Origin of the sequence: Lysinibacillus sp. NPDC093210 (genome assembly GCF_044753985.1) — a bacterium.
Taxonomy (GTDB): Bacteria; Bacillota; Bacilli; order Bacillales_A; family Planococcaceae; genus Lysinibacillus.
In genome coordinates this window covers 715,732-740,895 of record NZ_JBIVOE010000002.1, presented here as the reverse complement: position 1 = coordinate 740,895, position 25,164 = coordinate 715,732, and the positions used below count along the sequence as shown (strand labels likewise).

21 protein-coding genes and 1 other annotated feature are annotated in these 25,164 nt (G+C 37.3%); of the genes, 15 read left to right on the top strand and 6 right to left on the bottom strand.

Annotated features, from left to right (window positions below; genetic code table 11):
* The 5 genes from addA (at position 1) to ACIP9C_RS09060 (ending at position 8,525) form a co-directional block, all read left to right on the top strand.
* The gene (gene addA / locus ACIP9C_RS09080) at positions 1-3,714 is read left to right on the top strand and encodes a helicase-exonuclease AddAB subunit AddA (protein ID WP_401009825.1); all 3,714 of its coding nucleotides are present in this window, start codon (positions 1-3) and stop codon (positions 3,712-3,714) included.
* A 158-nt stretch (positions 3,715-3,872) separates the two neighbouring features.
* Entirely contained in the window at positions 3,873-5,039 is a 1,167-nt protein-coding gene (locus ACIP9C_RS09075) for a DUF418 domain-containing protein (RefSeq protein ID WP_401009822.1), read from the top strand.
* Between the two features lie 124 nt (positions 5,040-5,163).
* Positions 5,164-6,066, top strand: coding sequence for a fumarylacetoacetate hydrolase family protein (locus ACIP9C_RS09070; RefSeq protein ID WP_401009820.1), 903 nt, complete (start codon positions 5,164-5,166; stop codon positions 6,064-6,066).
* Between the two features lie 227 nt (positions 6,067-6,293).
* Complete coding sequence (locus tag ACIP9C_RS09065) at positions 6,294-6,662, top strand: YisL family protein (protein ID WP_173478095.1); 369 nt, start codon at positions 6,294-6,296, stop codon at positions 6,660-6,662.
* 396 nt (positions 6,663-7,058) lie between these two features.
* Entirely contained in the window at positions 7,059-8,525 is a 1,467-nt protein-coding gene (locus ACIP9C_RS09060; RefSeq protein ID WP_401009818.1) for an alpha-amylase family glycosyl hydrolase, read from the top strand.
* A gap of 293 nt (positions 8,526-8,818) precedes the next feature.
* Here ACIP9C_RS09060 and ACIP9C_RS09055 read toward each other — a convergent pair whose 3' ends face one another.
* Both ACIP9C_RS09055 and ACIP9C_RS09050 read right to left on the bottom strand, forming a co-directional pair.
* The gene (locus tag ACIP9C_RS09055) at positions 8,819-9,676 is read right to left on the bottom strand and encodes a DegV family protein (RefSeq protein WP_401009886.1); all 858 of its coding nucleotides are present in this window, start codon (positions 9,674-9,676) and stop codon (positions 8,819-8,821) included.
* Positions 9,677-9,766: 90 nt separating this feature from the next.
* Entirely contained in the window at positions 9,767-10,576 is an 810-nt protein-coding gene (locus tag ACIP9C_RS09050; protein WP_173478092.1) for a Cof-type HAD-IIB family hydrolase, read from the bottom strand.
* Between the two features lie 125 nt (positions 10,577-10,701).
* On the opposite strand from ACIP9C_RS09050, the gene ACIP9C_RS09045 reads away from it, so the two are divergent.
* Entirely contained in the window at positions 10,702-11,466 is a 765-nt protein-coding gene (locus ACIP9C_RS09045) for a serine aminopeptidase domain-containing protein (protein WP_173478091.1), read from the top strand.
* Between the two features lie 53 nt (positions 11,467-11,519).
* Positions 11,520-11,828, top strand: coding sequence for a metal-sulfur cluster assembly factor (locus ACIP9C_RS09040; protein ID WP_107895576.1), 309 nt, complete (start codon positions 11,520-11,522; stop codon positions 11,826-11,828).
* A 155-nt stretch (positions 11,829-11,983) separates the two neighbouring features.
* Here ACIP9C_RS09040 and ACIP9C_RS09035 read toward each other — a convergent pair whose 3' ends face one another.
* Positions 11,984-12,679, bottom strand: a complete 696-nt coding sequence (locus ACIP9C_RS09035) for a Crp/Fnr family transcriptional regulator (protein WP_228134372.1) — start codon at positions 12,677-12,679, stop codon at positions 11,984-11,986.
* A gap of 264 nt (positions 12,680-12,943) precedes the next feature.
* Here ACIP9C_RS09035 and ACIP9C_RS09030 point away from each other — a divergent pair, with 264 nt between their 5' ends.
* Complete coding sequence (locus ACIP9C_RS09030; protein WP_401009814.1) at positions 12,944-15,070, top strand: ATP-dependent Clp protease ATP-binding subunit; 2,127 nt, start codon at positions 12,944-12,946, stop codon at positions 15,068-15,070.
* A gap of 57 nt (positions 15,071-15,127) precedes the next feature.
* Here the strand turns inward: ACIP9C_RS09030 and ACIP9C_RS09025 are convergent, their stop codons facing one another.
* A complete protein-coding gene (locus ACIP9C_RS09025) occupies positions 15,128-15,322 on the bottom strand; it encodes a YjzD family protein (protein ID WP_024362521.1) in 195 nt (64 codons plus the stop codon).
* A gap of 372 nt (positions 15,323-15,694) precedes the next feature.
* Here ACIP9C_RS09025 and ACIP9C_RS09020 point away from each other — a divergent pair, with 372 nt between their 5' ends.
* The 3 genes from ACIP9C_RS09020 to ACIP9C_RS23125 all read left to right on the top strand — a co-directional run bounded on the left by ACIP9C_RS09020 (position 15,695) and on the right by ACIP9C_RS23125 (position 18,233).
* On the top strand, positions 15,695-16,633 hold the full coding sequence (locus tag ACIP9C_RS09020; RefSeq protein ID WP_340826293.1) for a beta-ketoacyl-ACP synthase III: 939 nt from the start codon (positions 15,695-15,697) through the stop codon (positions 16,631-16,633).
* A 30-nt stretch (positions 16,634-16,663) separates the two neighbouring features.
* A complete protein-coding gene (fabF, locus tag ACIP9C_RS09015) occupies positions 16,664-17,905 on the top strand; it encodes a beta-ketoacyl-ACP synthase II (protein ID WP_401009811.1) in 1,242 nt (413 codons plus the stop codon).
* 97 nt (positions 17,906-18,002) lie between these two features.
* Complete coding sequence (locus ACIP9C_RS23125) at positions 18,003-18,233, top strand: YuzI family membrane protein (protein ID WP_401021184.1); 231 nt, start codon at positions 18,003-18,005, stop codon at positions 18,231-18,233.
* Here ACIP9C_RS23125 and ACIP9C_RS09010 read toward each other — a convergent pair.
* Together ACIP9C_RS09010 and trpS are read right to left on the bottom strand one after the other, a co-directional pair.
* Positions 18,217-18,525, bottom strand: coding sequence for a hypothetical protein (locus ACIP9C_RS09010; RefSeq protein WP_401009809.1), 309 nt, complete (start codon positions 18,523-18,525; stop codon positions 18,217-18,219). The genes ACIP9C_RS23125 and ACIP9C_RS09010 overlap by 17 nt on opposite strands.
* Positions 18,526-18,540: 15 nt before the next feature.
* Positions 18,541-19,530: a tryptophan--tRNA ligase gene (trpS, locus tag ACIP9C_RS09005; protein ID WP_401009807.1), complete on the bottom strand. Its 990-nt coding sequence runs from the start codon at positions 19,528-19,530 to the stop codon at positions 18,541-18,543.
* A 65-nt stretch (positions 19,531-19,595) separates the two neighbouring features.
* Positions 19,596-19,827: a binding site (T-box leader), on the bottom strand.
* A 492-nt stretch (positions 19,828-20,319) separates the two neighbouring features.
* Between trpS and spxA the strand changes: the two genes are divergently transcribed.
* From spxA to pepF, 4 genes are all read left to right on the top strand, one after another.
* Positions 20,320-20,715 carry a transcriptional regulator SpxA gene (spxA, locus tag ACIP9C_RS09000; RefSeq protein WP_024362527.1) on the top strand — a complete coding sequence of 132 codons (396 nt, stop codon included), beginning with the start codon at positions 20,320-20,322 and terminating at the stop codon, positions 20,713-20,715.
* Positions 20,716-21,152: 437 nt separating this feature from the next.
* Positions 21,153-21,821 carry an adaptor protein MecA gene (gene mecA, locus ACIP9C_RS08995; protein ID WP_340826286.1) on the top strand — a complete coding sequence of 223 codons (669 nt, stop codon included), beginning with the start codon at positions 21,153-21,155 and terminating at the stop codon, positions 21,819-21,821.
* Positions 21,822-21,997: 176 nt separating this feature from the next.
* Positions 21,998-23,113, top strand: a complete 1,116-nt coding sequence (locus ACIP9C_RS08990) for a competence protein CoiA (RefSeq protein WP_401009805.1) — start codon at positions 21,998-22,000, stop codon at positions 23,111-23,113.
* A gap of 115 nt (positions 23,114-23,228) precedes the next feature.
* The gene (gene pepF / locus ACIP9C_RS08985; RefSeq protein ID WP_401009803.1) at positions 23,229-25,046 is read left to right on the top strand and encodes an oligoendopeptidase F; all 1,818 of its coding nucleotides are present in this window, start codon (positions 23,229-23,231) and stop codon (positions 25,044-25,046) included.
* The last annotated feature ends 118 nt before the right edge of the window (positions 25,047-25,164 follow it).

Below are 25,164 nucleotides of genomic sequence, written 5' to 3'. Positions count from 1 at the left end.
ATGGTGCAGCAAATACCCTTGAAGCCAGCAAATGTCACTTGGACAGATGATCAGTGGAAAGCGATTTATGCAAGTGGGCAAGATACCCTTGTTTCAGCAGCAGCTGGTTCTGGTAAAACAGCAGTGCTCATTAATCGCATGATTGAGAAGGTTGTAGCAACAGAAAACCCAATTAATGTGGATGAATTACTTGTTGTAACGTTTACCAATGCTTCGGCGGCTGAAATGCGCCATCGTATGGCAGAGGCACTTGAGAAGGCGATTGCAGAAAATCCAACGTCTAACCATTTGCGACGTCAATTGAGTCTTGTCAATAAAGCGCAAATATCAACATTGCATTCTTTCTGTTTAGCCATCGTGAAGCAGTATGCTTATATGCTCGATATAGACCCAGGTTTCAGAATAGCGAATGAAGCTGAAATTGCGTTGCTTAGAGATGATATTTTAGCTGATGTGCTTGAATCAGCCTACGATACGGAGGATGAAGCACAAATCAACGCCATTTATCGACTAGTGGATAGTTTTACATCAGATCGTGATGATCAGGCGATTGAAACATTAATGAGTAAGCTTTATGATACTTCACGCGTTCATGCTGAACCGAAAAAATGGTTACGAAGCTTACCCGAAACATATAAGTTAGCGGATGATGTGACAATTGATGATTTAGAGTTATCAAAATATGTGAAATTGACTGTTAAGCATAGCCTGGAGGAAGCATTCGTATTAATTTCTGAAATGCGTGCCATTACGCTTCAGTCAGATGGCCCTGCTCCCTATGCTGAAACGGCAGAAATCGATTTTGCAATGATTCAAGAAGGCATTCGGATTAGTCAAGAAGGAACGTGGCAACAGCTATTTGATTATTTTTCAACTGTGAAGTGGTCGACACTTAAGCGTGTTTCAAAGGATGCTTTAGTCGATGTAGAGCTTCAGGAGCTAGCAAAGAAAAAGCGTGAGTCTGCTAAAAAGATTATGAATAAGCTAAAAGAAACCTATTTTGTCCGTACACCTGCCCGTCTACTTGAAGAAATACGACTAATGGCACCAACGATTGCAACGTTAGTTGAATTGACGACTATTTTTTACGAGCATTTCCGTCTGGCAAAATTAGAGCGGGGAATTATCGACTTTTCCGACTTAGAGCATTATGCGCTGCAAATTTTAACGGAAGAGGTAGATGGAAAATTACAGCCATCACCTGTTGCGCTAGATTTGAAAAAACGTTTTAAAGAAGTGCTTGTGGATGAATATCAAGATACGAATATGCTACAAGAAACGATATTACAATTAGTCAAGCTTGGTGAAGAGCAAGATGGCAACCTTTTTATGGTTGGTGACGTAAAACAAAGTATATATCGCTTCCGTTTAGCAGAGCCAAAGCTCTTTATGCGAAAGTATGGTGAATTTTCAGAGGATCCCGATGCGACTGGCATGCGCATTGATTTGAATGCTAATTTCCGAAGCCGTAGTGAGGTTTTAGACGCTACAAATTTTGTATTTGCGCAAATTATGGGCGAACGTGTTGGTGAAATACACTATGATGACAATGCTTCATTAAAGCCCGCAGCACCGTATGATGATAAAGAGGTACCTGTTGAACTCGTCGTTTTGCATCCACTAGAGGAAGAGGCATTGGATGAAGAACAGGAAGAGAGTTTGAGTGAGGCATCAGAGCTTGAGGAACTAAAGAAATCACAGTATGAAGCACGATTTATTATTGATCGAATTCGACAAATGATGGAAGATGGCACAACAGTATACGATACGAAAACAGCAACAGAGCGTCCATTAAAATACAGTGACATCGTTATATTAATGCGTTCGATGACGTGGTCAACCGATTTAGTGGAAGAATTTAAGCTAGCTGGAATTCCTCTTTATGCAGAGTCATCTAAAGGTTATTTTGATGCACTTGAAGTGATGATTATGCTCAATACACTAAAGGTTGTAGATAATCCGTATCAAGACATTCCACTAGCCTCTGTGTTGCGCGCACCTTTTGTAGGTTTAACAGAAAATGAGTTAGCCAAAATTCGTTTAGCGGATACAAAAACACCGTTCTACGATGCATTAAGGCAGTTTATTCGAAGTGAAGGACATGGTGTACAATCCGAAACATTTGAGAAGCTTCAACGTTTTATGCTGGCATTTGAAAACTGGCGAGATTTAGCACGACGAGGATCTTTGTCAGATTTAATTTGGAAAATCTACTTAGATACGCATTATTATGAAATGGTTGGCGCAATGCCAAATGGTAAACAACGACAAGCAAATCTACGCGTTTTACATGATCGAGCATTAATGTATGAAAAAACGTCGTTTCGAGGCTTATTCCGCTTCCTGCGCTTTATAGACCGGATGCGAACACGTGGCGATGATTTAGGAACGGCAAAGTCCATTGGTGAAAAAGATGATGTAGTAAGACTTGTGACCATCCACTCATCCAAAGGGTTAGAGTACCCAGTTGTTTTTGTTGCAGGAATGGGACGTCCTTTCAATAAAATGGATTTTCACAATCCATATTTATTCGACCAGGATTATGGGCTTGCGGTTAAGGCGATTGATCCAGAAAATCGCATAACCTATACTTCTTTACCGTTTCTTGCGATGAAGGAGAAAAAAGAGCTTGAAATGAGAGCCGAAGAAATGCGTGTATTATACGTAGCGATGACACGCGCCAAGGAACGACTTATTTTAGTAGGCTCAGTAAAAAGCTGGGGGAAAACACGTGATGCTTGGCAGGACGCTCAAAACTTGGCTGTGGATGCACCGTTACAAGATTATTTACGTGCACGTGCAAATAGTTATTTTGACTGGGTTGGACCTGCTGTTGCAAGACATGCTGATTTTGCATCAATCGCAAGTTCTCCATATAAGGCTAGACAAGATGCATCACGTTGGTGGATCCGTGCAATTCCAACATATCATTTTATGTATGACACGCAAGCACTCGATAGCGACGTACAACAGATGCTAGAAGCACCAGAGGATGCAGAGTTACTCGCAGAAATTACTGCTCGCTTCCAAGCGCAGTATGCATTTCAAAAATCGACTCTGAAACGCTCGAAAACATCCGTAAGTGAAATTAAACGTGTAGAAAGTTTACAACGTCAAGAAGAGCCAGAATACTATTTTACTGCACCTAAAAAAGACAAGGCTACTATTGCACCAAGACCAACCTTTTTACAGGACAAGCAGCTAACAGGCGCAGAAATGGGAACGGCCGTCCATACAGCTATGCAGCATGTACCACAGTGTGGTTTTTCAACAGTGCAAGAGGTGGAGCAATTTGTAGCGGAGTTAGTGGCAAAACAGTTGCTAACAGATGCGGAAAGCAAAATCGTTCCATGTGAGAAAATTTTCCGTTTCTTTACAACTGATATTGGTCAACGCTTCAAAAACGCAAAGCAAATTCGTAGAGAAATGCCATTTACCATTAGTCATGTCGATGAGGACGGAGATGCGCAGATTGTACAGGGGATTGTGGACTGCTTGTTTGAGGATGTTTATGGCAATTGGATATTACTCGATTATAAAACAGACCGCATTAGTTCTCAATTTGCGGAGGAGCCAGCGCTATCGAAGGAACTTATAGGCCGCTATGGTGTACAACTACGAGTTTATAGTGAGGCGATTGAATCGATTTTACACATACAAGTGAATGAAAAAGTGTTGTACTTGTTTGATATTGAGCAGGCACTTTATGCGTAGGGAAACCTTCGCCTGTGAAATTAGGTAGTATTCCTTTCATAAGCGTTAAACTGCAAGCTGCAAACTTCTGCATGGAAAGTGAGCGTTGATATGGCTTACCTACATGCAGAAGGGGCAAATTGCAATGTACGTGATAAGAAAGAAGAGGAGGCTATTTTGTGAATTTAAAACCGACGATGTTGCAGGAGCGTATTGCAACATTAGATATTTTACGTGGAATGAGCTTACTAGGCATTTTGCTCGTTAATATGTATGCTTTTTATTTGCCAATGCCACATATTGATTTAGGATCATGGTTTACAACACCGTCAGATATTGTTTGGCAGCAAAATTTAGATATCTATGTGCAAAGCAGCTTTTATCCGTTATTTTCTATGTTATTTGGCTATGGGCTAGCGATGCAATGGCAAAAAGCCCAAAGTCGTGAACAAAACTTTTATGGAACAGGTCTTCGAAGGCTTATTGTATTATTTATGTTTGGTTTGGTGCATGCGGTCCTTATTTGGTGGGGAGATATTTTAATGATGTATGCATTTTGTGGTATTTTTTTACTGTTACTTCTACGTTTACAGCCAATCTGGCTTTTATTAACCGGCATTATAATCAATGGATGTATGCATGTTTTTATGTTGTTTGTCGTAGGTTATATTAGCTTTAATACGAAGGTTGATACGTATTTAAATATTACGGATGTGGAAAAAGCAATTACTTCTTATGGCACAGGTAGTTGGGTGGATGCATTTTTACAACGCTTATCAGACCTATCTGTTCAGGCAGGTATAGGAATGTGGATTGCGTCATTGTTTATGGTATTACCATTTATGTTAATCGGTGCTGCTGCTTCTAAATGGCATTTAGTAGAGCGAGCGAAAGAGCTAAAGTGGCTATGGCTGGTATTAACAATAGTAGGGCTCGCAGTTGGTATTTTTTTAAAAAGTACCCCAATCATCTATACTCGTACGTATTTGCTAGATTATATAAAGGTCTATATGGGTGGTCCGATATTATCAATCGGTTATATAGGGCTCATTGTATTACTATGTCTGCTGCCAGTTGTCCCAAAATTGCTTAGTCCCTTTGCAAAAATTGGGCGAATGTCGTTAACGATGTACATACTTCAATCCATTATCGGAACATGTATATTTTATCAATTTGGATTAGGCTGGTATGGAAAAGTTAGTGTTTCTACTGGTGTGTTAATTGCTATCGGTATTATTGTGGCGCAAATGATCTTGGCAGAAATTTGGCTAACGAAGTGGAAGCAAGGTCCGTTAGAGGCTTTATGGCGTAAATTAACATATAAGGCGAAGACTGAACCAAGCTAAAAAATTGCTCGTAATACACTTAATTGATAGAGAATTAGCAACATTAAAAATTGTTATCGTAAAAGTAAGGTAATTTATATCATATTGTTGTATCATGTAGAAAAAAGAAGGAGCTCTTAAAATCATGAAAATTTTATCATTTAAATTAGGTGGACATGTAAGCTTTGGACCAAAAGTAAAAAAAGAAGAAGCGGTATGGGATGTACTCGCTATTCAAAACGAACTTAAAGTTCTCCCTTCTTTTTCAAATTCAATTGTCGATGGCATTGCATTAGGCTTCGATTTTGTTGAACAGATTCGTAAATTAGTAGAGGCAGCAGAAAAATCAGATCGTGCGAATAGCTTCAAGCGTGAATTTACAGTGATCGAATGGTTATCACCAATTCCACGTACGCCTAAAAATATTATGTGTATCGGTAAAAACTATGATGAGCATGCAAAGGAAATGGGTGCAGAAGCAGCACCAATCGATTTAATGGTATTTACGAAGTCTCCTACAGCAATTGCTGCAGATGGCCAAACATTATCTATTCATGCTGATCTTTCTTCAAAAATGGATTATGAAGGTGAACTTGCAGTTGTCATTGGTAAACGTGGGAAAAACATTCCGAAAAACTTAGCCTTTGATTATGTATTTGGCTACACAATTGCGAATGATATTACAGCGCGTGACCTGCAAGATAAACATAAGCAATTTTTCTTAGGAAAAAGTCTTGAAGGCACTTGCCCATTAGGACCATACCTTGTGACAAAAGATGAAATTCCAAATCCACAAGAGTTAACAGTTGTAACAAAAGTGAATGATGAAGTACGCCAAAACGGTACAACAAAAGATATGATGTTCACTGTCGAATCCCTCGTATCAATTTTATCGCAACACGTAACATTAGAGCCAGGTGATGTCATTTTAACAGGTACACCAGCAGGCGTAGGGAAAGGCATGAATCCACCGCAATTTTTAAAAGCGGGTGATACAGTGAAAGTATCCATTCAAGGTATCGGTACGTTGGTCAATCATTTTGAATAATATAGATAGTCCGCGCGAGTGTAAGCTCCGCGGATTTTTTATTAGCAGAGCCTTTCACTACTCTAGGTGGTAGGGATGAATGACAAAAATGCAATGAATTTAGCGTGGTTTAGCCAAAGCGGAGACGTAATTAATTCAATTTCGTGAACACAATTTGTAATATTTGAAACCATTTCCACCACATGATAGGATATAGTTTGATAGAAAAAAAATGAGGTGGGACAAACATGGATTTTTTAACTAACCAAACACATTTACACATTACAACTTGGGTAGTTGGTATCGTAATCTTTTTAATCGCAGCACTTAGTGGTAAGCAGTCTAAAGGCTTACATATGGTATTACGTTTATTTTACATTTTAATTATCATTACAGGTGGAGCATTATTTATTAAAGGAATGGACTACGGTCAAGGAATGCTTTATGGCTTTAAATTTATCGGCGGTATTTTAGTTATTGGCATGATGGAAATGGTATTAGTCCGTCAAAAGAAAAACAAGCCAACAACAATGTTCTGGATTTTATTTGTAGTGTTTTTACTAATTACACTGTTCTTAGGGTTCAAATTACCAATGGGACAAAATTTCCTTGCATAATGATCAAAAAAAGCCGTGAAGCTTTTGCTTCACGGCTTTTTTTATTTTTTTAAAAGTGCCAGTCACTAAAACAATTCTTAATTTTTTGTTTTTTTAGTTTGTTGGAACGTACGCAGCGTAAGAAGCAACAAACCACGCGTTAGCGAGTTGCGGCTTACACTGTGCCTGCGGAAAGCGCCACTGTAACCGACATCAACAGCATTGCCGAAATTGACTAGAGTCGATTTAACACTTTTTCTCTATTGTCTCTGCCTTTTATTATTGAAGTTGGCTTAATTTGACACCTTTTTGTCGTAATTCATTTTGCATTTCAGGAAAATATTTTGAAATGATAGCTACGTAGCTGTTTTATTTGGTAAAATGACGTTGGATTGCTTTGAAAGAGAGGGAATAAAAGTGAAATTTAAGAAGTGGATAGGCGCAACAGCCGCATCGCTTTTACTGGCAACTTCATTGATCGGTGCAACACCAGCTCATGCGGATGAAGTTCAAACAAGAACGATTGCAGAAGAAAGCATTTTTGATTTACTCGTTGACCGTTTCTTTAATGGTTCAGGCACCAACGATTTTGATACAAATACGCAAGACCCAACGAAATTTGCAGGCGGTGACTTCACAGGTCTACAAGATAAACTAAAATTTATTGGAGAAATGGGCTATACGATCGTATCTATCGGAACAATTTTCGATACTGAAATATACGATGGCTCATTGCCAACAAGCTATAGTAAAATCGAAGAGCATTTTGGAACAGCAGAAGAATTCCAAAGTGTAGTGAAGGCATATAAAGAGAAAAATATGTCGATCATGGTTGACTTTCCTTTAAATAATGTAAGCCCAAATCATGAGTGGGCACAGGATGCAGCAAAACAGAACTGGATTGCCTCTACAGATAATGGACATATTCAATGGGATTTAACAAATAAAGATGTACAAGCTGCTTTAATCGAATCAGCGACAAAATTTGTTTCTACATATGATGTTGGCGGCATACGTTTAACAAATATTGCGGATGCCGATTCTGCATTTCTTAATGCAATGATCACAGCATTAAAAGATACAAAAAAATCATTATACGTTATTTCAAATGAAGAAAGCGATGCGAATTTTGATGCAAGCTTCTCGCCTGCAACAGCAGAAATATACCGTAATATTTTTAAAAATGTTGATAGAGACTCTTCAAAGCTATTGGAGCCTTTTGCTAGTGAGAAACCAACGCAAATTATGATTGACTCATTACAAACGCATCGTTTTACATTCGATTCCGCATCTGAAAATATGTTCCCTCCAACACGATTAAAAATGGCATTGGGAGCGTTATTTATGATGCCTGGAATTCCTGTTGTTCAGTACGGTACAGAAATTGCCATGAACGGGGAAGTGAAACCTGATACACATCAATTATACAATTTTAAAACAGATGAAGAGTTAATTGATTATATTAAAAACGTACAATCTTTACGTAATCAATCGGCGACATTACGAAAAGGTGATTTTGAAGTTATTACAAATGAAAATGGTTTACTTGTCTTTACACGAAAATCCGATGAAGAGCAATGGATTATTATGGTGAACAATACGGGGAAAACACAACGTGTCGATTTAACACCAGAGCAAATTGGTGAAGGCAAAATGCTAAACGGCATTTTACAAGAAGAAAAGGTACGTATAAATGAAAAAGATGTTTACCCAGTCATTTTAGACCGTGAAATAGTAGAAATTTATCAAGTTAAAGACGATGAAGGGCTAAACATTCCTTACATGGCTGCGCTTGGATTAGTCTATGTTGTATTTATTGGCTTCGTCGTTGTTATTATTAAACGAGGTAAAAAACGTCGTCAAGAACAAGACGCTGCAAAATAAAAATAGCCAAGAGGCTTGGACAAAACTTTAAAAGAGGAACAAAGCTGTTAGTAAATTCTTTTACAGTAGATAAAATTTAGAAGAGAACATTAGTTGATGGTAGCGAAGGTGTTGACTCCTGCGGGAACGCACGCAGCGTAAGACGTAACAAACCGCACGCTAGCGAGGGTTGCGGCTTACGGTGTGCCCGCGGAAAGCGACCGCCGTAGCGGACATCAACGGCATAGTAAAAAAGTGTTAGATTGATTTCAATCAATCTAACACTTTTTCTCTTATGTCCTGTTCTCATTATGCTATGATTGGTAGCTTTTATTTGTAAAGAAAATAGCGATTGTACCTGGTCCTACATGGGAACCGATAACTGAGCCAATCATTGTCATTTGAACTTCTTTTGGTGCGAATCTTTCCTGTATAGATGCCTTTACTTCGTTAGCAAAGGCCGTATCATCACTATGGCTAATGCCGACAATTTTTTCAGAAAAATTACCACCACGCTCTTGCATTATATCTAACATACGCGTAATAGCTTTTTTACGACCACGTGATTTTTCAATCGGTACAAGTTTGCCATCCTCGACATTTAAAATAGGCTTAATGCTAAGGAGGCCACCAAGAAATGCACTTGCTTTTGAAACACGCCCCCCTTTAGCAAGGTAATCTAAATCTTCCACTGTGAAAAGATGTTCCATCTGTGAAGCGAGTGAAGAGACTTTTGTTTCAATTTCTTCAAGCGAAGTACCTGCTTTCCTTAGTTGAACGGCTTCTTGAACGATTAAGCCATGACCTAATGAGGCACATTTTGAATCGATAATTGCTAGCTTTAACGTAGGATATTGCTCGATTACTTGGTTGCGAATCATTACAGCTGTACTATACGTGCCTGACAATTCAGATGAAAAGGCGATATAAATGCCTTGCTCTCCGCTTTTTGCAAGGTCTTCAAAATGCTTTAAAAAAAGTTCTGGTGAAACTTGTGAAGTTTTTGGATGTGCGCCTTGTCGGATAGCATCGTAAACTTCTTTAGAATCAATCGATAGGACATCATCATATTCGTTGTTATTTACTTGTACTCGTAGTGGAAGTAGAATGACATCATTCTCTTCGTAGTAAGACTTCGGTAAGTCACATCCACTATCAGTAAAAATTTTCATCATCTTAACCTCCTAAAAAATTATATTTATTAGTAATGCTATACTTCGTCCAAATTTTAAATGGCTGAAAAAATAGAAATAGCTACTTATCTATGATAATTTTAAGCGCTCAATCAGTATTTTAGCAATGCCATCATCGTTATTCGTCGTTGTAATTTCATTGGCAATGTTTTTTAAGCTAGCGATTCCGTTCCCCATAGCGACGCCAATACCAGCATAATCAATCATTTCTAGATCATTGTCCTCATCACCAAAGGCGATAATACGCTCACGCGGAATACCTAAATCTTTAGCTACATGTGAAATTCCGACAGCTTTATTTAAGCCACGACGGACAATTTCAATAATGTGAAGCGGAGCACCCCAACGACGATGCTCAATCACTTCCGCATGAACTTCTTGTAAATGGTCACGTATAATCATTGAGTTAGTTTCGTTAGCTTGAATGAGTAGACTCGTGGGATTAACTAATAGATTTGTCGAAATATCACCGAGCGTAATTTTGGGATTCCCCATGTTAAAAATGTTTAGTATCCGATCATCCTCTGTATGCACATATATGTCATCCTTTACTTCAGCGATAATATTTTCATATTCATAGCTATTTACCGAATCGACAACCTCTCGTACAACGTTTAAGTCAATCGGTGTATGCATTGTTTGCCAAGCAGCATTTTTAGGATGGTGGACATAAGCACCATTAAAATTAACAATAGGTGTTGTTAAACCAAGCTCATGATAGTAAATGTCACTTGCACGGTAAGGACGACCTGTGGCAATCATCACTTGATGCCCTTGTTCCTTAGCCTGCAATAATGTTTTTTTAGTTTTTAAAGAAATTTGTTGTTGGTCCGTCAATAACGTACCGTCTAAATCTAAAACGATTAAATGCGGTTTCATTGCGTGTTGCCCCTTTCCTATATGTTTGAATAGTATCTCTTTGTAATCCATACGTCAAAATTTTGTCACATTGAAAAAAGTTTGCTAACATAAAAAAGGTTAGACAAAAGTTGGGAGTGACAAGAATGTTAGTAAAGAATGAAATTTGGGGACAAATTCCTTTGTTACATATATCGACAGATAATATGAATGAAAATACCCCCGTAGTAATTTTCTTACACGGCTTTATGAGCGCAAAAGAACATAACTTACATTATGCATACCAGTTAGTAAATAAAGGGGTGCGTGTCCTATTACCAGATGCAAAACTTCATGGTGATCGCAGTGAAGGATTAACAGAGACTCAAATGAATCTACATTTTTGGGATATCGTTTTAAATTCTATTCATGAAGTAGAGCAATTATATAAAGAATTAAAGAATAAGCAATTACTAGCTAACAATAAAATTGGTGTGGCTGGCACTTCGATGGGTGCAATCGTTACATCTGGCTGTTTAAAACGTTATGATTGGATTCAAACGGCAGCAATATGTATGGGTGGCCCAGGTTTTATTAAATTAGGTGCCTATCAATTGCAACAAATGGCTAAAAGCGGTGTGAAATTTCCGATGTCTGAACAAGAAGTACAAAAAACGAACGAACTTCTCGCAAAATATGATATCAGTTTAACACCAGAACAATTCGCTGGCCGCCCAGTATTCTTTTGGCATGGTGAGCATGATAAAACCGTTCCTTTTAATGATACGTATGACTTTTATTTATCATTACGTGCATACTACGATGAAAATCCGAGCAACTTAAAATTTATTGCAGATAAACATGCTGGTCATACTGTAACACGTACAGGTATGCTAGCGGCAACTGATTGGCTTGCACAGCATTTGGCATAATAAGAAGCATCTGCTATGATTAAGTTAACACTGTGACGAAAGGAGAAATACAGATGGATCAAGATATGAAAGACAGCATGTTAAGTGCATTAGAAAACGTAATCGACCCTGAGCTTGGAATTGATATCGTCAACTTAGGTTTAGTATATGATGTAGAGTTAGATGACGAGGGGTTAGCAACAGTTACAATGACACTAACGTCAATGGGCTGTCCAATGGGACCTGTTATTGTTGACCAAGTAAATACAGCTATGAGTGAACTACCAGAGGTGAAAAGTACAAATGTAAATATTGTATGGAATCCACCATGGTCTAAAGATAAAATGTCTCGCTATGCGAAAATGGCATTAGGTGTCCGTTAGTAGTTGGCCTTCTAACGAGATGAATAAAAAATCCCTGCTTGCACATAACTGTAAGCGGGGATTTTTTATTTGTTTTTTACTTAAGCTCACTGAAGGTTAAGTAGTCAAAATCGCAAATGGCCTACACCTACATACGACGCGCTATAGTTAATAAATCAGTCTATACGGCAAATTTGTAATGGGCAATTTTCACAGGCAATTTCATTTTTTAAATATTGTAAATCAAGAATCGTAATATAACCTTTTTCGAAGGATAGAATGTGATGCTTTTTTAGATCGTTCAACATACGGTTAATCATTTCTCTACTTGTAGCACATAAATTCGCAATTTCTGAATTCGTTAATGGAAAGTCGATAAAAATGGACTCATTTTCTAACGGCTTCCCATATGTATTTGAAAGGCGAATTAATGTTGAAAATAAAGCACCTTTTTTACCATTTAACACTAAATCACGTAGTCGGCTTTGATATTTTAAATTTTCTGTTTGCAACCATTTCATATACTCTACCATTAAATGTGGCTGCTCAACTAATAGATGCTCTAATGATTTACGACTTAAAACATACAACGTTGAAGTTTCTAAAACTTTAGCTGTCATCGAAAAATAAGTAAGGTTACAAAATAATGAGCCTTCACCAATTATACTATCAGGACCGCAAATTCGAATTGTTAATTCCTTGCCACTCTCGGTTTCCTGGCTAATCGAAATAGCACCTGTTTTAATATAATAAATCTCTTTAGCTCGTTCCCCTTCTAAGAAAATTTTACTATCTTTATTCACTTTAATAAAAACACCATTGTTTTGAAAAAGTGCATGCATTTTCTCTTGGATATTATCCATTAGTACCATATATCAAACACATCTCTTTCTTTTTGTAATAGAAATTACCTGTATTACAAAAGGATGACGATAATCATTTCGATATACTAAAACAACGAAACATACCACTATTATAACGTAATTTTCCATTTTTCAGTAAAAAATTTTTGAGCTTTTTTTTTGCTACGGTTTGTCGATTGTTGTAAAATAAAGTTAGTCAAAAAAGGTCAAACTTTTAATTGGAATTAAATTAGGGTAAAGATATAAAAAAGAAGAGAGAAGAGGAGTGCTACAATGCAATTTCAACAAACTGATGATAAAAAACCATTAGAGCAATTTGGTCGTAACTTAGTAGAAGAAGTAAAAAACGGCAAAATGGACCCTGTAATTGGACGTGATGAAGAAATTCGCAATGTCATTCGAATTTTAACACGAAAAACGAAAAATAACCCAGTGTTAATCGGTGAACCAGGGGTAGGTAAAACAGCCATTGTCGAAGGGTTAGCACAACGTATTGTAAAAGGTGATGTTCCAGAAGGATTAAAAGAGTGCGTATTGTACGAGCTTGATATGAGCGCATTAATAGCGGGTGCAAGTTATCGTGGTCAATTTGAAGAACGATTAAAAGGCGTATTAAAAGAAGTGAAAGAATCTGAAGGGCGCATTATTTTATTTATCGATGAAATCCATACGATTGTTGGTGCTGGTAAAACAGATGGAGCAATGGATGCTGGCAATATGTTAAAACCGATGCTTGCACGTGGTGAGCTTCACTGTATAGGTGCTACTACACTAGATGAATATCGTATGTATATTGAAAAAGATCCCGCTTTAGAACGTCGCTTCCAACAAGTGCTTGTTCGTGAACCATCTATTGAAGATACCGTTTCTATTTTACGTGGCTTAAAAGAACGCTTTGAACTGCATCATGCGGTTCGTATTCATGATCGGGCAATTGTAGCGGCTGCTGAGCTTTCAAATCGCTATATTACAGAGCGTTTTTTACCAGATAAAGCGATTGATTTAATAGATGAGGCATGTGCAATGATCCGTACAGAAATCGATTCAATGCCACAAGAATTAGATGCGGTGACTCGTCGAATAATGCAATTAGAGATTGAAGAACAAGCATTACGTAAGGAAAAAGATGAAGCTAGTAAAAAACGTCTGGAGCAATTACAAGAAGAGTTAACAAAACTTAAAGATTCATCAGAAGGTATGCGTAAACAATGGGAAGCAGAGAAAGAAGCATTGCAAGGCATCCAGAAAAAACGTGAATTACTGGATAAATACCGTCGGGATCTAGATGAAGCGGAAAGTAAATATGATTTAAATAAAGCAGCTGAATTACGACATGGGAAAATTCCTGCCCTTGAAAAAGAGCTTCAAGAGATGGAAAAACATTTAGAAAAAGGTAGTGAGACACGTATTTTGCGTGAGGAAGTTACTTCTGATGAGATTGCTTCAATTGTATCTCGTTGGACTGGTATTCCTGTCACTAAGTTAGTGGAAGGCGAACGTGAAAAATTACTGCGTTTAAAAGATACATTACATGAACGTGTTGTGGGGCAGGATAATGCAGTTCAACTTGTTACAGAAGCTGTATGGCGCGCGCGAGCAGGCATTAAAGACCCACATCGCCCAATTGGTAGTTTCTTATTCCTAGGGCCAACGGGTGTAGGTAAAACAGAGCTCGCTAAGGCACTTGCTGCCCAACTATTCGATTCTGAGGAGCATTTTATTCGTATTGATATGAGTGAGTATATGGAGAAACATAGCGTATCTCGTCTCGTTGGTGCACCTCCAGGCTACATTGGCTATGAAGAAGGAGGACAATTAACGGAAGCCGTTCGTCGTAATCCGTATGCTGTCGTATTACTTGATGAAATTGAAAAAGCTCATCCTGATGTAGCGAACATTTTATTGCAAATTTTAGATGATGGTCGCATTACAGATAGTCAGGGACGAATGGTGAACTTTACAAATACCGTAATTATTTTAACATCTAATATTGGCTCGAGCTATTTAATGGAAGCACAAGAAGATGATGCTGGAGTCGAGGATTTAGTTATGGCGGCATTACGCCAGCACTTTAAGCCAGAGCTATTAAATCGAATGGACGATATTATTATGTTCCATGCGTTATCTGAAGAACATTTCACAGCCATTGCTTGGAAATATATTGAGCAGCTTGTAAAACGTGTAGCTGAGCAGGAAATCACGTTAAATGTTGATCAAGACGTAATTGATTGGGTTGTGGAGCATGGAGCAGATCCACAGTTTGGTGCACGTCCTTTAAAACGCTTTGTGCAACGGTATATCGAAACAGCGGTTGCTAAGGAGTTACTGCGTGGCGAAGTGCTACCAGGAGAAACATTGCATATTAAAATGCAAAATGGCCAGTGTGTAGTTGAAAAATAATAAATAGAAAAAAACCTGTTTCGCATGAGGCGAGACAGGTTTTTTTTATGATTTTGATTAATGATGGTCTGCAGCTTCTGGTGTTGGCTCGTTTGGAATGATTGCGCCAATAACAAAAATTAGTACAGAGAATACAACTGAAAGGATCGCACCAGTTTGGAAATCAAATGGTACTCCAATTACAGCACTTACTACGTAGTTTAACATAGAAACTAGTAAAAATGACCATATGAACGTTACGATATATTGCATTAATTTCACCTCAACCGAACTTTTTTATTACATATACATTATCATATCATAACATAAGTCGAAAAAAAAAGAACCTTTTATCAAAAAGTGGCGCTTTCTAGGCGGTGATATATGGCAATTTTGTCACAACATTTAGCTTGTCGGCAGAAGAGAATTGTTTAAGCGGCGATTGAACGAGTTCTAAAGGCGAAAACAGAAGTTTTACCAGCGATTAAGAGACTTCAACCGGCGATTGAATGACTACTATCTACGAATTCTATAGGGACCTTATGGTATACTAAATTTAATTCACCTTGCACCATTCCTTCATTATGAGTTATAATTATGACCAGTTACTAATAATTGATAGTAAGAAAGCAGAGGGGTTGCTATATGAACGCAGGTATTATAGGTTTAGGCAGATACGTTCCTGAAAAGGTCGTTACGAATTTTGACTTAGAAAAAATTATGGACACTTCGGATGAATGGATTCGAACTCGTACAGGAATTGAAGAACGTCATTTCGCTGCAGATAATCAAGAAACTTCAGATTTAGCAGTAGCAGCTGCGAAAGATGCTATTGCAAAAGCAGGTATTACACCTGAAGAAATAGGATTAATACTTGTAGCAACTGTAACACAAGATCAAACATTTCCAAGTGTAGCATGTATGGTTCAGGAGCAAATTGGTGCTGTAAATGCAGCAGCGATGGACCAAGCAGCAGCTTGCGCAGGATTTATATATAGCTTAGTGACAGCAAAACAATTTGTAGAATCAAGCGCTTATAAATATGTCTTAGTAGTAGGTGTTGAAAAGCTGTCCAAAGTCATTGATTGGGAAGATCGCAATACGGCTGTTTTATTTGGTGATGGAGCAAGTGCTGCCATTGTGGGTCCTGTATCAGAAGGTAGAGGGATTTTATCATTTGAGCTTGGAGCCGACGGAACGGGCGGTAAACATCTTTATTTAACACAGCAAGAGACAATTGCGATGAACGGTCGTGAAGTATTTAAGTTTGCTGTACGTCAAATGGGTGAATCAGCAGTAAATGTATTAGACAAAGCTGGTTTAACAAAAGAAGATGTTGATTTTTTAATTCCACATCAAGCAAATATTCGAATTATGGAATCGGCACGTGAACGTTTAGCATTACCCGCTGAAAAAATGTCAAAAACGATTCACAAATATGGCAATACATCAGCAGCTTCTATTGGTATTTCTTTAGTAGAAGAGCTTGAAGCAGGTAAAATTAAAGATGATGATTTATTAGTACTTGTCGGTTTTGGCGGTGGCTTAACATGGGGTGCCGTTGCAATGAGATGGGGAAAATAACATAGAAAATTGCTTGAGAGGAGTAAGACAATGAGTAAACGACGAGTAGTAATTACAGGAATTGGCGCTGTTACACCACTAGGGAATAGCATCGAAGAAACATGGGCAAACATCAAGGCTGGTAAATCAGGCGTTGGTGAATTAACGCGCTTAAATAAAGATCTATTTGCTGCCAAAATCGCTGCTGAAGTAAAAGACTTTGATATTGAAAAGTATATTGAACGTAAAGAAGCTCGCAAAATGGACCGTTTCACGCACTATGCACTAGCAGCGTCTATAATGGCGATGGAAGATGCACAGCTTACAATCGATGAAGAGTTAGCACCACGTGCAGGTGTATGGATTGGATCTGGTATCGGTGGCATGGAAACATATGAACAACAATTTTTAACGTTCCAAGAGCGTGGTGCAAGACGTGTTAGTCCATTCTTTATTCCAATGATGATTCCAGATATGGCTTCAGGTCAAGTGTCTATTCACTTTGGAGCTAAGGGCATCAATTCTTGTTCAGTAACAGCTTGTGCATCAGGTACGAATTCAATTGGTGATGCATTTAAAGTAATTGAACGTGGCGATGCTGATGTGATGATTTCAGGGGGAGCTGAATCACCAATCGTGACGATGGCGGTTGCAGGCTTCTGTGCGAATACAGCATTATCATTAAATACGGATCCTCAAACAGCTTCTCGTCCGTTCGATAAAAACCGTGACGGCTTTATTATCGGTGAAGGTGCAGGGATTGTTATTTTAGAAGAATACGAACATGCAAAAGCGCGTGGTGCAAAAATTTATGCAGAAGTTCTTGGTTACGGTTCAACTGGAGATGCGCATCATATTACTGCACCAGCTCCAGAAGGTGAAGGTGCTGCACGTGCGATGATTCAAGCTTTAGAAGACGGTGGAGTAGATCCTTCACAAGTTGGCTATATTAATGCACATGGAACAAGTACACCATACAATGATTTATTTGAAACACAAGCAGTAAAAACTGCTTTTGGAGAACATGCTTATAAGTTAGCGATGAGCTCTACTAAATCAATGACAGGTCACTTACTAGGTGCAGCTGGTGGTGTTGAAGCTATTTTTACAGCACTAGCATTGAAAGAGGGCATTTTACCTCCAACAATCAATTTAACAGAGCCAGACCCAGAGTGTGATTTAGATTATGTGCCGAATGAAGCTCGTGAAGCGAGCATTGAATATGCAATGAGTAATTCACTTGGTTTTGGTGGCCATAACGCAAGTCTATTATTTAAAAAAATTGAAGAATAATAAAAAAACGTCAGCCTAATTTACAAGGCTGACGTCTTTTTTTAAAAGCTAGCGAATAGAAAAGAAAGTAAGAAGAAATAGAAAGGATGCCGTTTATTTGTTTCGTCTTTTTATATTTTTAATGAGCTATGGATTAATGATACTTTCTATTGGCAATTTAATTTTATATTTGAATTACCGGACTCTTGGTTATTCCTGGTCGGTTGTCTTTAAATTTATTATGCATACGACAGAATTTTATATGGCAATTGGAGCCTGTATTGTGCTTTGTAGCGTTGTGCTCGATTTTGGATTTGATCGAACAGCTAATCTTAAAGATAAGGTATAAATGTTACGGGCACCGCTAATTCTACTGCTACTTTTTGGGCCAAGTCTTCACCTTGCTCATCATGATTTTTCGCTAAGTATTCCTTACCTTCGATAAATGAATCTGTTTCAAGATCAATCCATTCACCAAACTTACACATCCATGTCGTCAGCTCACCTAATAACACATCACCTAAAGGAAGTTGTTCTAATTCTAAATTAGTGCGACAATGGCCACACCATAATGGATCAGCACCAAAGTCACTTTCTAACAGTAGGGCTTTGATTGCTTTATTACAATGTTCACAGTGCATATGCTAATTCCTTTCTTAGCGACGTGTGCGACCTAAGCCTATAGCTTGTTCCATGCGCTTTAAAGTTGCGCTAGCAATAGCATTTGCCTTTTCTGCGCCTTCATCTAAAATGATATCCAATTCAGATGATTCTACAAGGTTATAAAATCTTTCCTGAATTGGTGTAAGGTGATCGATAACTGCTGTAGCCACACTTTGTTTAAAGCCACCATAACCGATACCATCATATTTTTTCACTAAATCATCAATAGATACACCTGTAATAGCCGATTCAATCGTTAATAAATTCGAAACGCCAGGTTTATTTTCAACATCAAAAGCCACAATACCATCAGAGTCAGTTACTGCTGATTTGATTTTTTTCTCAATATCCTTAGCTGTATCTAAAAGCTTAATTGTTGCTTTTGTATTTGGGTCGGACTTGCTCATTTTTTTTGTAGGCTCTTGTAATGATTTAATGCGAGCACCTGCTTTTGGTAATTGAATTTCAGGAATTGTTAAAACTTCACCATAGCGTTTGTTAAAGCGCTCTGCAAGGTCACGTGTTAGCTCGATATGTTGCTTTTGATCGTCCCCTACAGGAACTATATTCGTGTTATATAATAAAATGTCAGCAGCCATTAATGGTGGATATGTTAAAAGAGCTGCAGAAACCGTTTCCTTACCATGTGATTTATCTTTGAACTGCGTCATACGCTCTAGCTCACCGATAGAAGCAACGCATTGTAGCATCCATCCTGCTTGCGCATGTGCAGGTACTTCTGATTGGATGAAAAGTGTTGACTTTTGTGGGTCAATACCAGTAGCGATATAAGTAGCAGCTAAATTACGAATGTTTTGACGTAGCTCTTTTGGATCTTGAGCAACGGTAATTGCATGTTGATCAACGATACAATAAATGGCATTCCCTTCATCCTGTAATGCTGGGAATTGCTTGAATGCACCAAGATAATTTCCTAATGTCACAATACCAGTAGGCTGTACGCCTGAAAAAATTGTTGTCATAATAAGTTCCTCCTCGGGTTTCGAAAAATAAAAAAACATCATGCGTCCTCATTAGAATTTACTAATGAAGGGACGAATGATGTTCGAATCCGCGGTACCACCCTGCTTGCCTAAAAGGCCACTTAGCTTCGTAACGTGAAGAGACGAGCTTTGCTAATAGGTATCAAGTGCTTACTTGTACGTTCACAAAGCTAACTCGGAAGTCCATTCCAAATGCATACATGATCTGTTTCCAGCAACCACAGACTCTCTATACATGTATATTGCATATGTACTACTCTTCGTCAGCGTTTTTAACTACATTATTTATGTAGATGTTTTGCGCATAAGCGCTTTTCTTATTGCACCACATTATAGTATAAAGACTTAGCTAAATGCAAGCCTGATAAGTCAGTCTTTAGACTGAATTTTTTTAGTTTTGTAAAAAAAGGCAACCTACATTTTGAATGTTGCGTCATAATTGTACACGTCTAAGTGACATTATTCTCGTTTGTGTTTTTTAATTGAGAACAACTAGTTTCAGTATATTCATGTTTAAAATGATGTGCTTATGGGAATATTATTATTAGTTCGTTGGACATGCAAAGGAATTGGATACTTTAAGGTAGTATTAAAAGACAGAATATTTTGTAACAAAGTCATTCACTATGCATTCTTTTTTTCCTTGGAACTATATTCAAATACAGCTGAGTGCTGTATAATGGAACTGTAGTTTTACATTACATTAATTCTAATTTAACAAAATGGTCTATAGATAACGAATACTAAGAGAAAGGATGTGTCAGTATGATAGTTACTTTATTTACATCACCAAGTTGTACGTCTTGTCGTAAAGCGAAAGCATGGTTAGAGGAGCATGAAATCCCATATACAGAACGTAATATTTTTTCTGAACCGTTAAGCATTAGTGAAATTAAAGAAATTTTACGCATGACGGAGGATGGAACAGATGAAATCATTTCAACTCGTTCTAAAATATTCCAAAAATTAAATGTAGATGTTGAAAGCTTACCATTACAACGCTTATATGAACTAATTCAAGAATATCCAGGATTATTGCGACGACCAATTATTTTGGACGAGAAACGATTGCAAGTAGGCTATAATGAAGATGAAATTCGACGATTTTTACCACGTAAGGTTCGGGCTTATCAATTACAAGAAGCACAGCGCATGGTGAACTAAAATCCTCCTATATTGCATAGAATAAATGTATTAGGTGTTACAAATGCAGAAGCATGCATGTTGTGACATCTATTTTTTATGTTTTACTTATGTAAATACCTTCAAACAAAACTAATAATTAATAGGTAAAAGTCATATATTTCCCTAAAAGTATGTTAAACTTGATTTAATCTAAATAGTTTACTACAATTTCAATAATTCAAATATCTTCTTTGAAATGGTGTATATCCTTTTCATTTTATGAAAGAACAGCATACAATAGAATTAGAGACAACTGTGAACAAAAAAATTTATGATTACAGTTACTCGATGACTTTCTGTGGTGTGGTCAAAGGTTGAAAAACAAGGGAGTATGAAGGTTAAAAACAATGAATCAAAGCATACTAATTAAATAATACTGTTTTTCGACAAATGACAGTGAAGGGAGATGAGGTCTAGTGGACATCGAACGTGTAAATGAAAATACACTCAAGCTCTTTATTACGTACAATGATATAGAGGATCGCGGCTATAGTCGTGAAGAAATTTGGTACAACCGAGCAAAGGGTGAGCAACTTTTTTGGGATATGATTGATGAAGTGAATACGGAAGATTATTTTGATGTAGAAGGTCCGATTTGGATTCATATCAATGCGTCGGAAGTAGGCTTAGAAATCATTGTCACACGTGCACATATTTTAAAAGACGGTGAAACATTAGATGGTCATTCACATTATGATGAACAAAAAAGTATGTTTGCCCCATTCGACGAAGTAGGAGAGGATCTTCTTAGTCAATTAACTCAATTTGGTGACATGGATGAATCAGAGTTATTTATGGATACAGACATTTATGTTTATAAATTTAAAGATATCGATGAGTTAATCCCCGTTGCAAAACGGATGACAGACGATTTAGTGGATTCCTCATTATTTAAATATGAAGGTTGTTACTATTTAGTAGTAGACTTTGCAAACGCAGATGACGATTTAAATCGTCATGATAAGAACGCAGTCATTAAAGAGTTTTTAAGCCCTTCCAATTTCACAATTCATCGTCTTGAAGAATATGGCGAAAAAATTATGGAATATGATTGCTTCGAAACTGTTCGAAAATATTTTAGTTAATATCTTTTAGCTTCTGATTGTTATTAGGAGCTTTCAGACTGTAGACACACTCAAAGAGTTGAGTATGCCTACAGTCTTTTTTAGTGGTAAAAATCAAATTTCAAAGAAAAGCAGATATTTAGTTGGCTTAAAGGATAACTTTATTTACAATGAGGGCAAAAAGGAGAAAGATTGAAATGCTAATTGCCTATACAGAGCAGCAGCAATTATTTGTCTCATATCAACATTCGAGAGAAGCTCTGCAAAAGTATCGCCAGTACCAACAATTTTTTTGCCCTCAATGTCAGCAGCCTGTTCAATTAAAAATTGGTCAGCTTAATATCCCGCATTTTGCTCACATTGCTAGCCAATCTTGTGAACGACGATTTTCAGAAGGAGAATCACTGCTCCATTTGCGAGGAAAAATTCAATTATTTGAATGGTTGAAATCACTCAGGCATACAGTAGAGCTGGAGCCATTTTTATCGAAACTGTCTCAACGACCGGATATTTTAATACGAAGCAAACAACGACGGATTGCGCTTGAATTTCAATGTAGCGCGATAACAAATGAAAATTGGCAGTTACGAACAGAAGGATATGAGAAAAATAATATCCAAGCTTTATGGCTTTTTCAAACATCACAGAACAATTATACACCGCAAGCTATTCAAAAAATTAGAGTTTCGCCCATCCACCAAAACGTTATTAGTTATTCATCAAATAATGTGCCATATTTAGTTACATATGATGCGAGAGCAGCTAAATTTAATTATTGGACGAATCTTCTTCATGTTCACGGGCATACTTTTATAGCGAACGTACTCTATATTCCACTTGAAACACAGCAATTTCCATTTTATGAGCCGAAGTCAATTACGTATGAAGCATTTATTGTTTACTGGCATATTTATAAAAGAATATGTCAACAGTATGTGAAGCAACGTTTAATGCGAAGTAAAAAAGGCGTTCAAGACCTTTTTTTACGAAGCTGCTATGAATTAAAATTTTCACTAAATGCGTTGCCGAATTATATAGGCGTACCAGTTAAAAATGCAAAAGCTATTCCGATTTTTTCAATTGAATGGCAAGCAATCTTGCTGGATTTTTGCAGAAAACAACAGTTACTACCATATGAGATGTGTAAGGAAGAAATTCAATTGTTTCTAACGCTACTCGATATAGAGCCTACAAATTTAAGAGTGCAAGCTATTGAAAACTATGGAAAACTGTTAGGGCATAGTTTCCTTCAAAAAGAATGTAGTATGGAAATTTTGGGAAAAGTATATGAGCATTTGTATAGGGTCACATAAAAGTTTAAGATACCTCATGAGGAGGAAAAGGTAGGTAATTATTATTTGCAATTGTCGCAATATATTGAGAAAATGTTTAGAGTAAAGGAAAGTCATATATAAAGGGGGCTGGCTCATGGCTAGTAACAGCAATCGAGTTTTAATGAGAAATGAAGTACCGGTAGAGTTAACCTGGCGATTGGAAGATATTTTTGCCACTGATGCATTATGGGAAGAGGAGTTTAAAAAGGTCGCAGAACTAGCAAAAAAAGCACCTAGCTATGCAGGTACTTTAAATAATGGTTCGGATGCCTTATTAGCTGTATTAACATATTACGATGAAATTTATCAGCGTACAATGAAACTGTATACGTATGCACATATGCGTAATGACCAAGATAAAACAAATAGTTTTTATCAAGATTTATATGGCCGTATCCAAACGCTAGCGACCAATATTTCAACGGCACTATCATTTTTAACGCCTGAAATTTTATCGTTAAGTGAAGAAACTATCGAAAGCTATTTAGCAGAAAATCAAGATTTACAACTATACAAACAATCATTAAAAGAAATTTCAATGACTCGTCCTCATGTACTACCTGCTGAACAAGAAGCATTACTGGCGCAGATGGCTGAGGTGACAGGCACTGCTTCAAATACATTTGGCATGTTGAACAATGCGGATTTAGTTTTCCCTACAGTGAAAAATGAGGATGGGGAAGAAGTTCAGCTCACACATGGTAATTACATTAAGTTTTTAGAAAGTAAAAATAGAACGGTTCGTGAAGCAGCATTTAAAGCGATGTATGAAACGTATGGTAATTTTAAAAATACATTTGCGGCTACATTGACAGGCAATGTAAAAAAACATAATGTCAGTGCCAATATTCGTAATTATGATTCTGCACGTCATGCTGCAATGTCAAATAACTTTATCCCAGAAAGTGTGTATGACCAATTAGTAGAGACAATTCACAAGCATCTACCAGCTATGCAGCGTTATATTGCTTTGCGTAAAAAGTTATTAGGTGTGGATGAATTGCATATGTGGGATTTATTTACACCACTTGTCCAGGAAGTTGACATGAAAGTGCCATATGAGGAAGCTAAGGATATTTTAGTGAAGGCGCTAGCACCACTTGGTGAAGAGTATCAAAGCATTGTTCAAAGTGGCTTCGATAATCGTTGGGTTGATGTTATGGAGAACAAAGGTAAGACTAGTGGTGCTTATTCATCTGGTACTTATGGTACAAATCCTTACATTCTTATGAACTGGCAGGACAATGTAGATAATTTATTCACATTAGCGCATGAATTTGGACACAGTGTACACAGTTATTACACTCGTAACAATCAGCCATATGTCTACGGAGATTACTCAATTTTTGTGGCTGAAGTAGCCTCTACATGTAATGAAGAATTGTTGAATAATTATCTGCTAAAAACAATAGAAGATCCGCAGCAGAAAATTTATTTATTAAACCATTGGTTAGACAAGTTCCGTAGTACGGTTTTCCGACAAACAATGTTTGCAGAATTCGAACATATGATACACCAAATGGACAAAAATGGGGAATCATTAACAGCGGAACGTTTAACGGAAGTATATTATAATTTAAATAAGCTCTATTTTGGAGATGCAATCGTAATTGATGAGGAAATCGGTCTGGAATGGGCACGTATTCCGCATTTCTATTACAATTATTATGTATATCAATATGCTACTGGAAAATCTGCTGCCACTGCATTAAGTAAGCAAATTTTGGAGGAAGGTGAACCTGCTGTAGAACGTTATATTAATAACTTCTTAAAAGCTGGTTGCTCTGACTTCCCAATTGAAGTGCTAAAAGCAGCAGGTGTTGATATGAATGTGGCAAAACCAATTGATGATGCTTGTAACGTATTTGAACAACGGTTAAATGAACTTGAAAAGTTATTGTTGAATAATTAATTTGTGTGGCTGTAGGTTTCTTACTACAGCCATTTTCTTTGCTAAGTAGTATAGGTCATTCTAGAAAAAAATAATTAATAATGTTTTTCTTAGATTTACAAATGAAAAAAAGTAACCA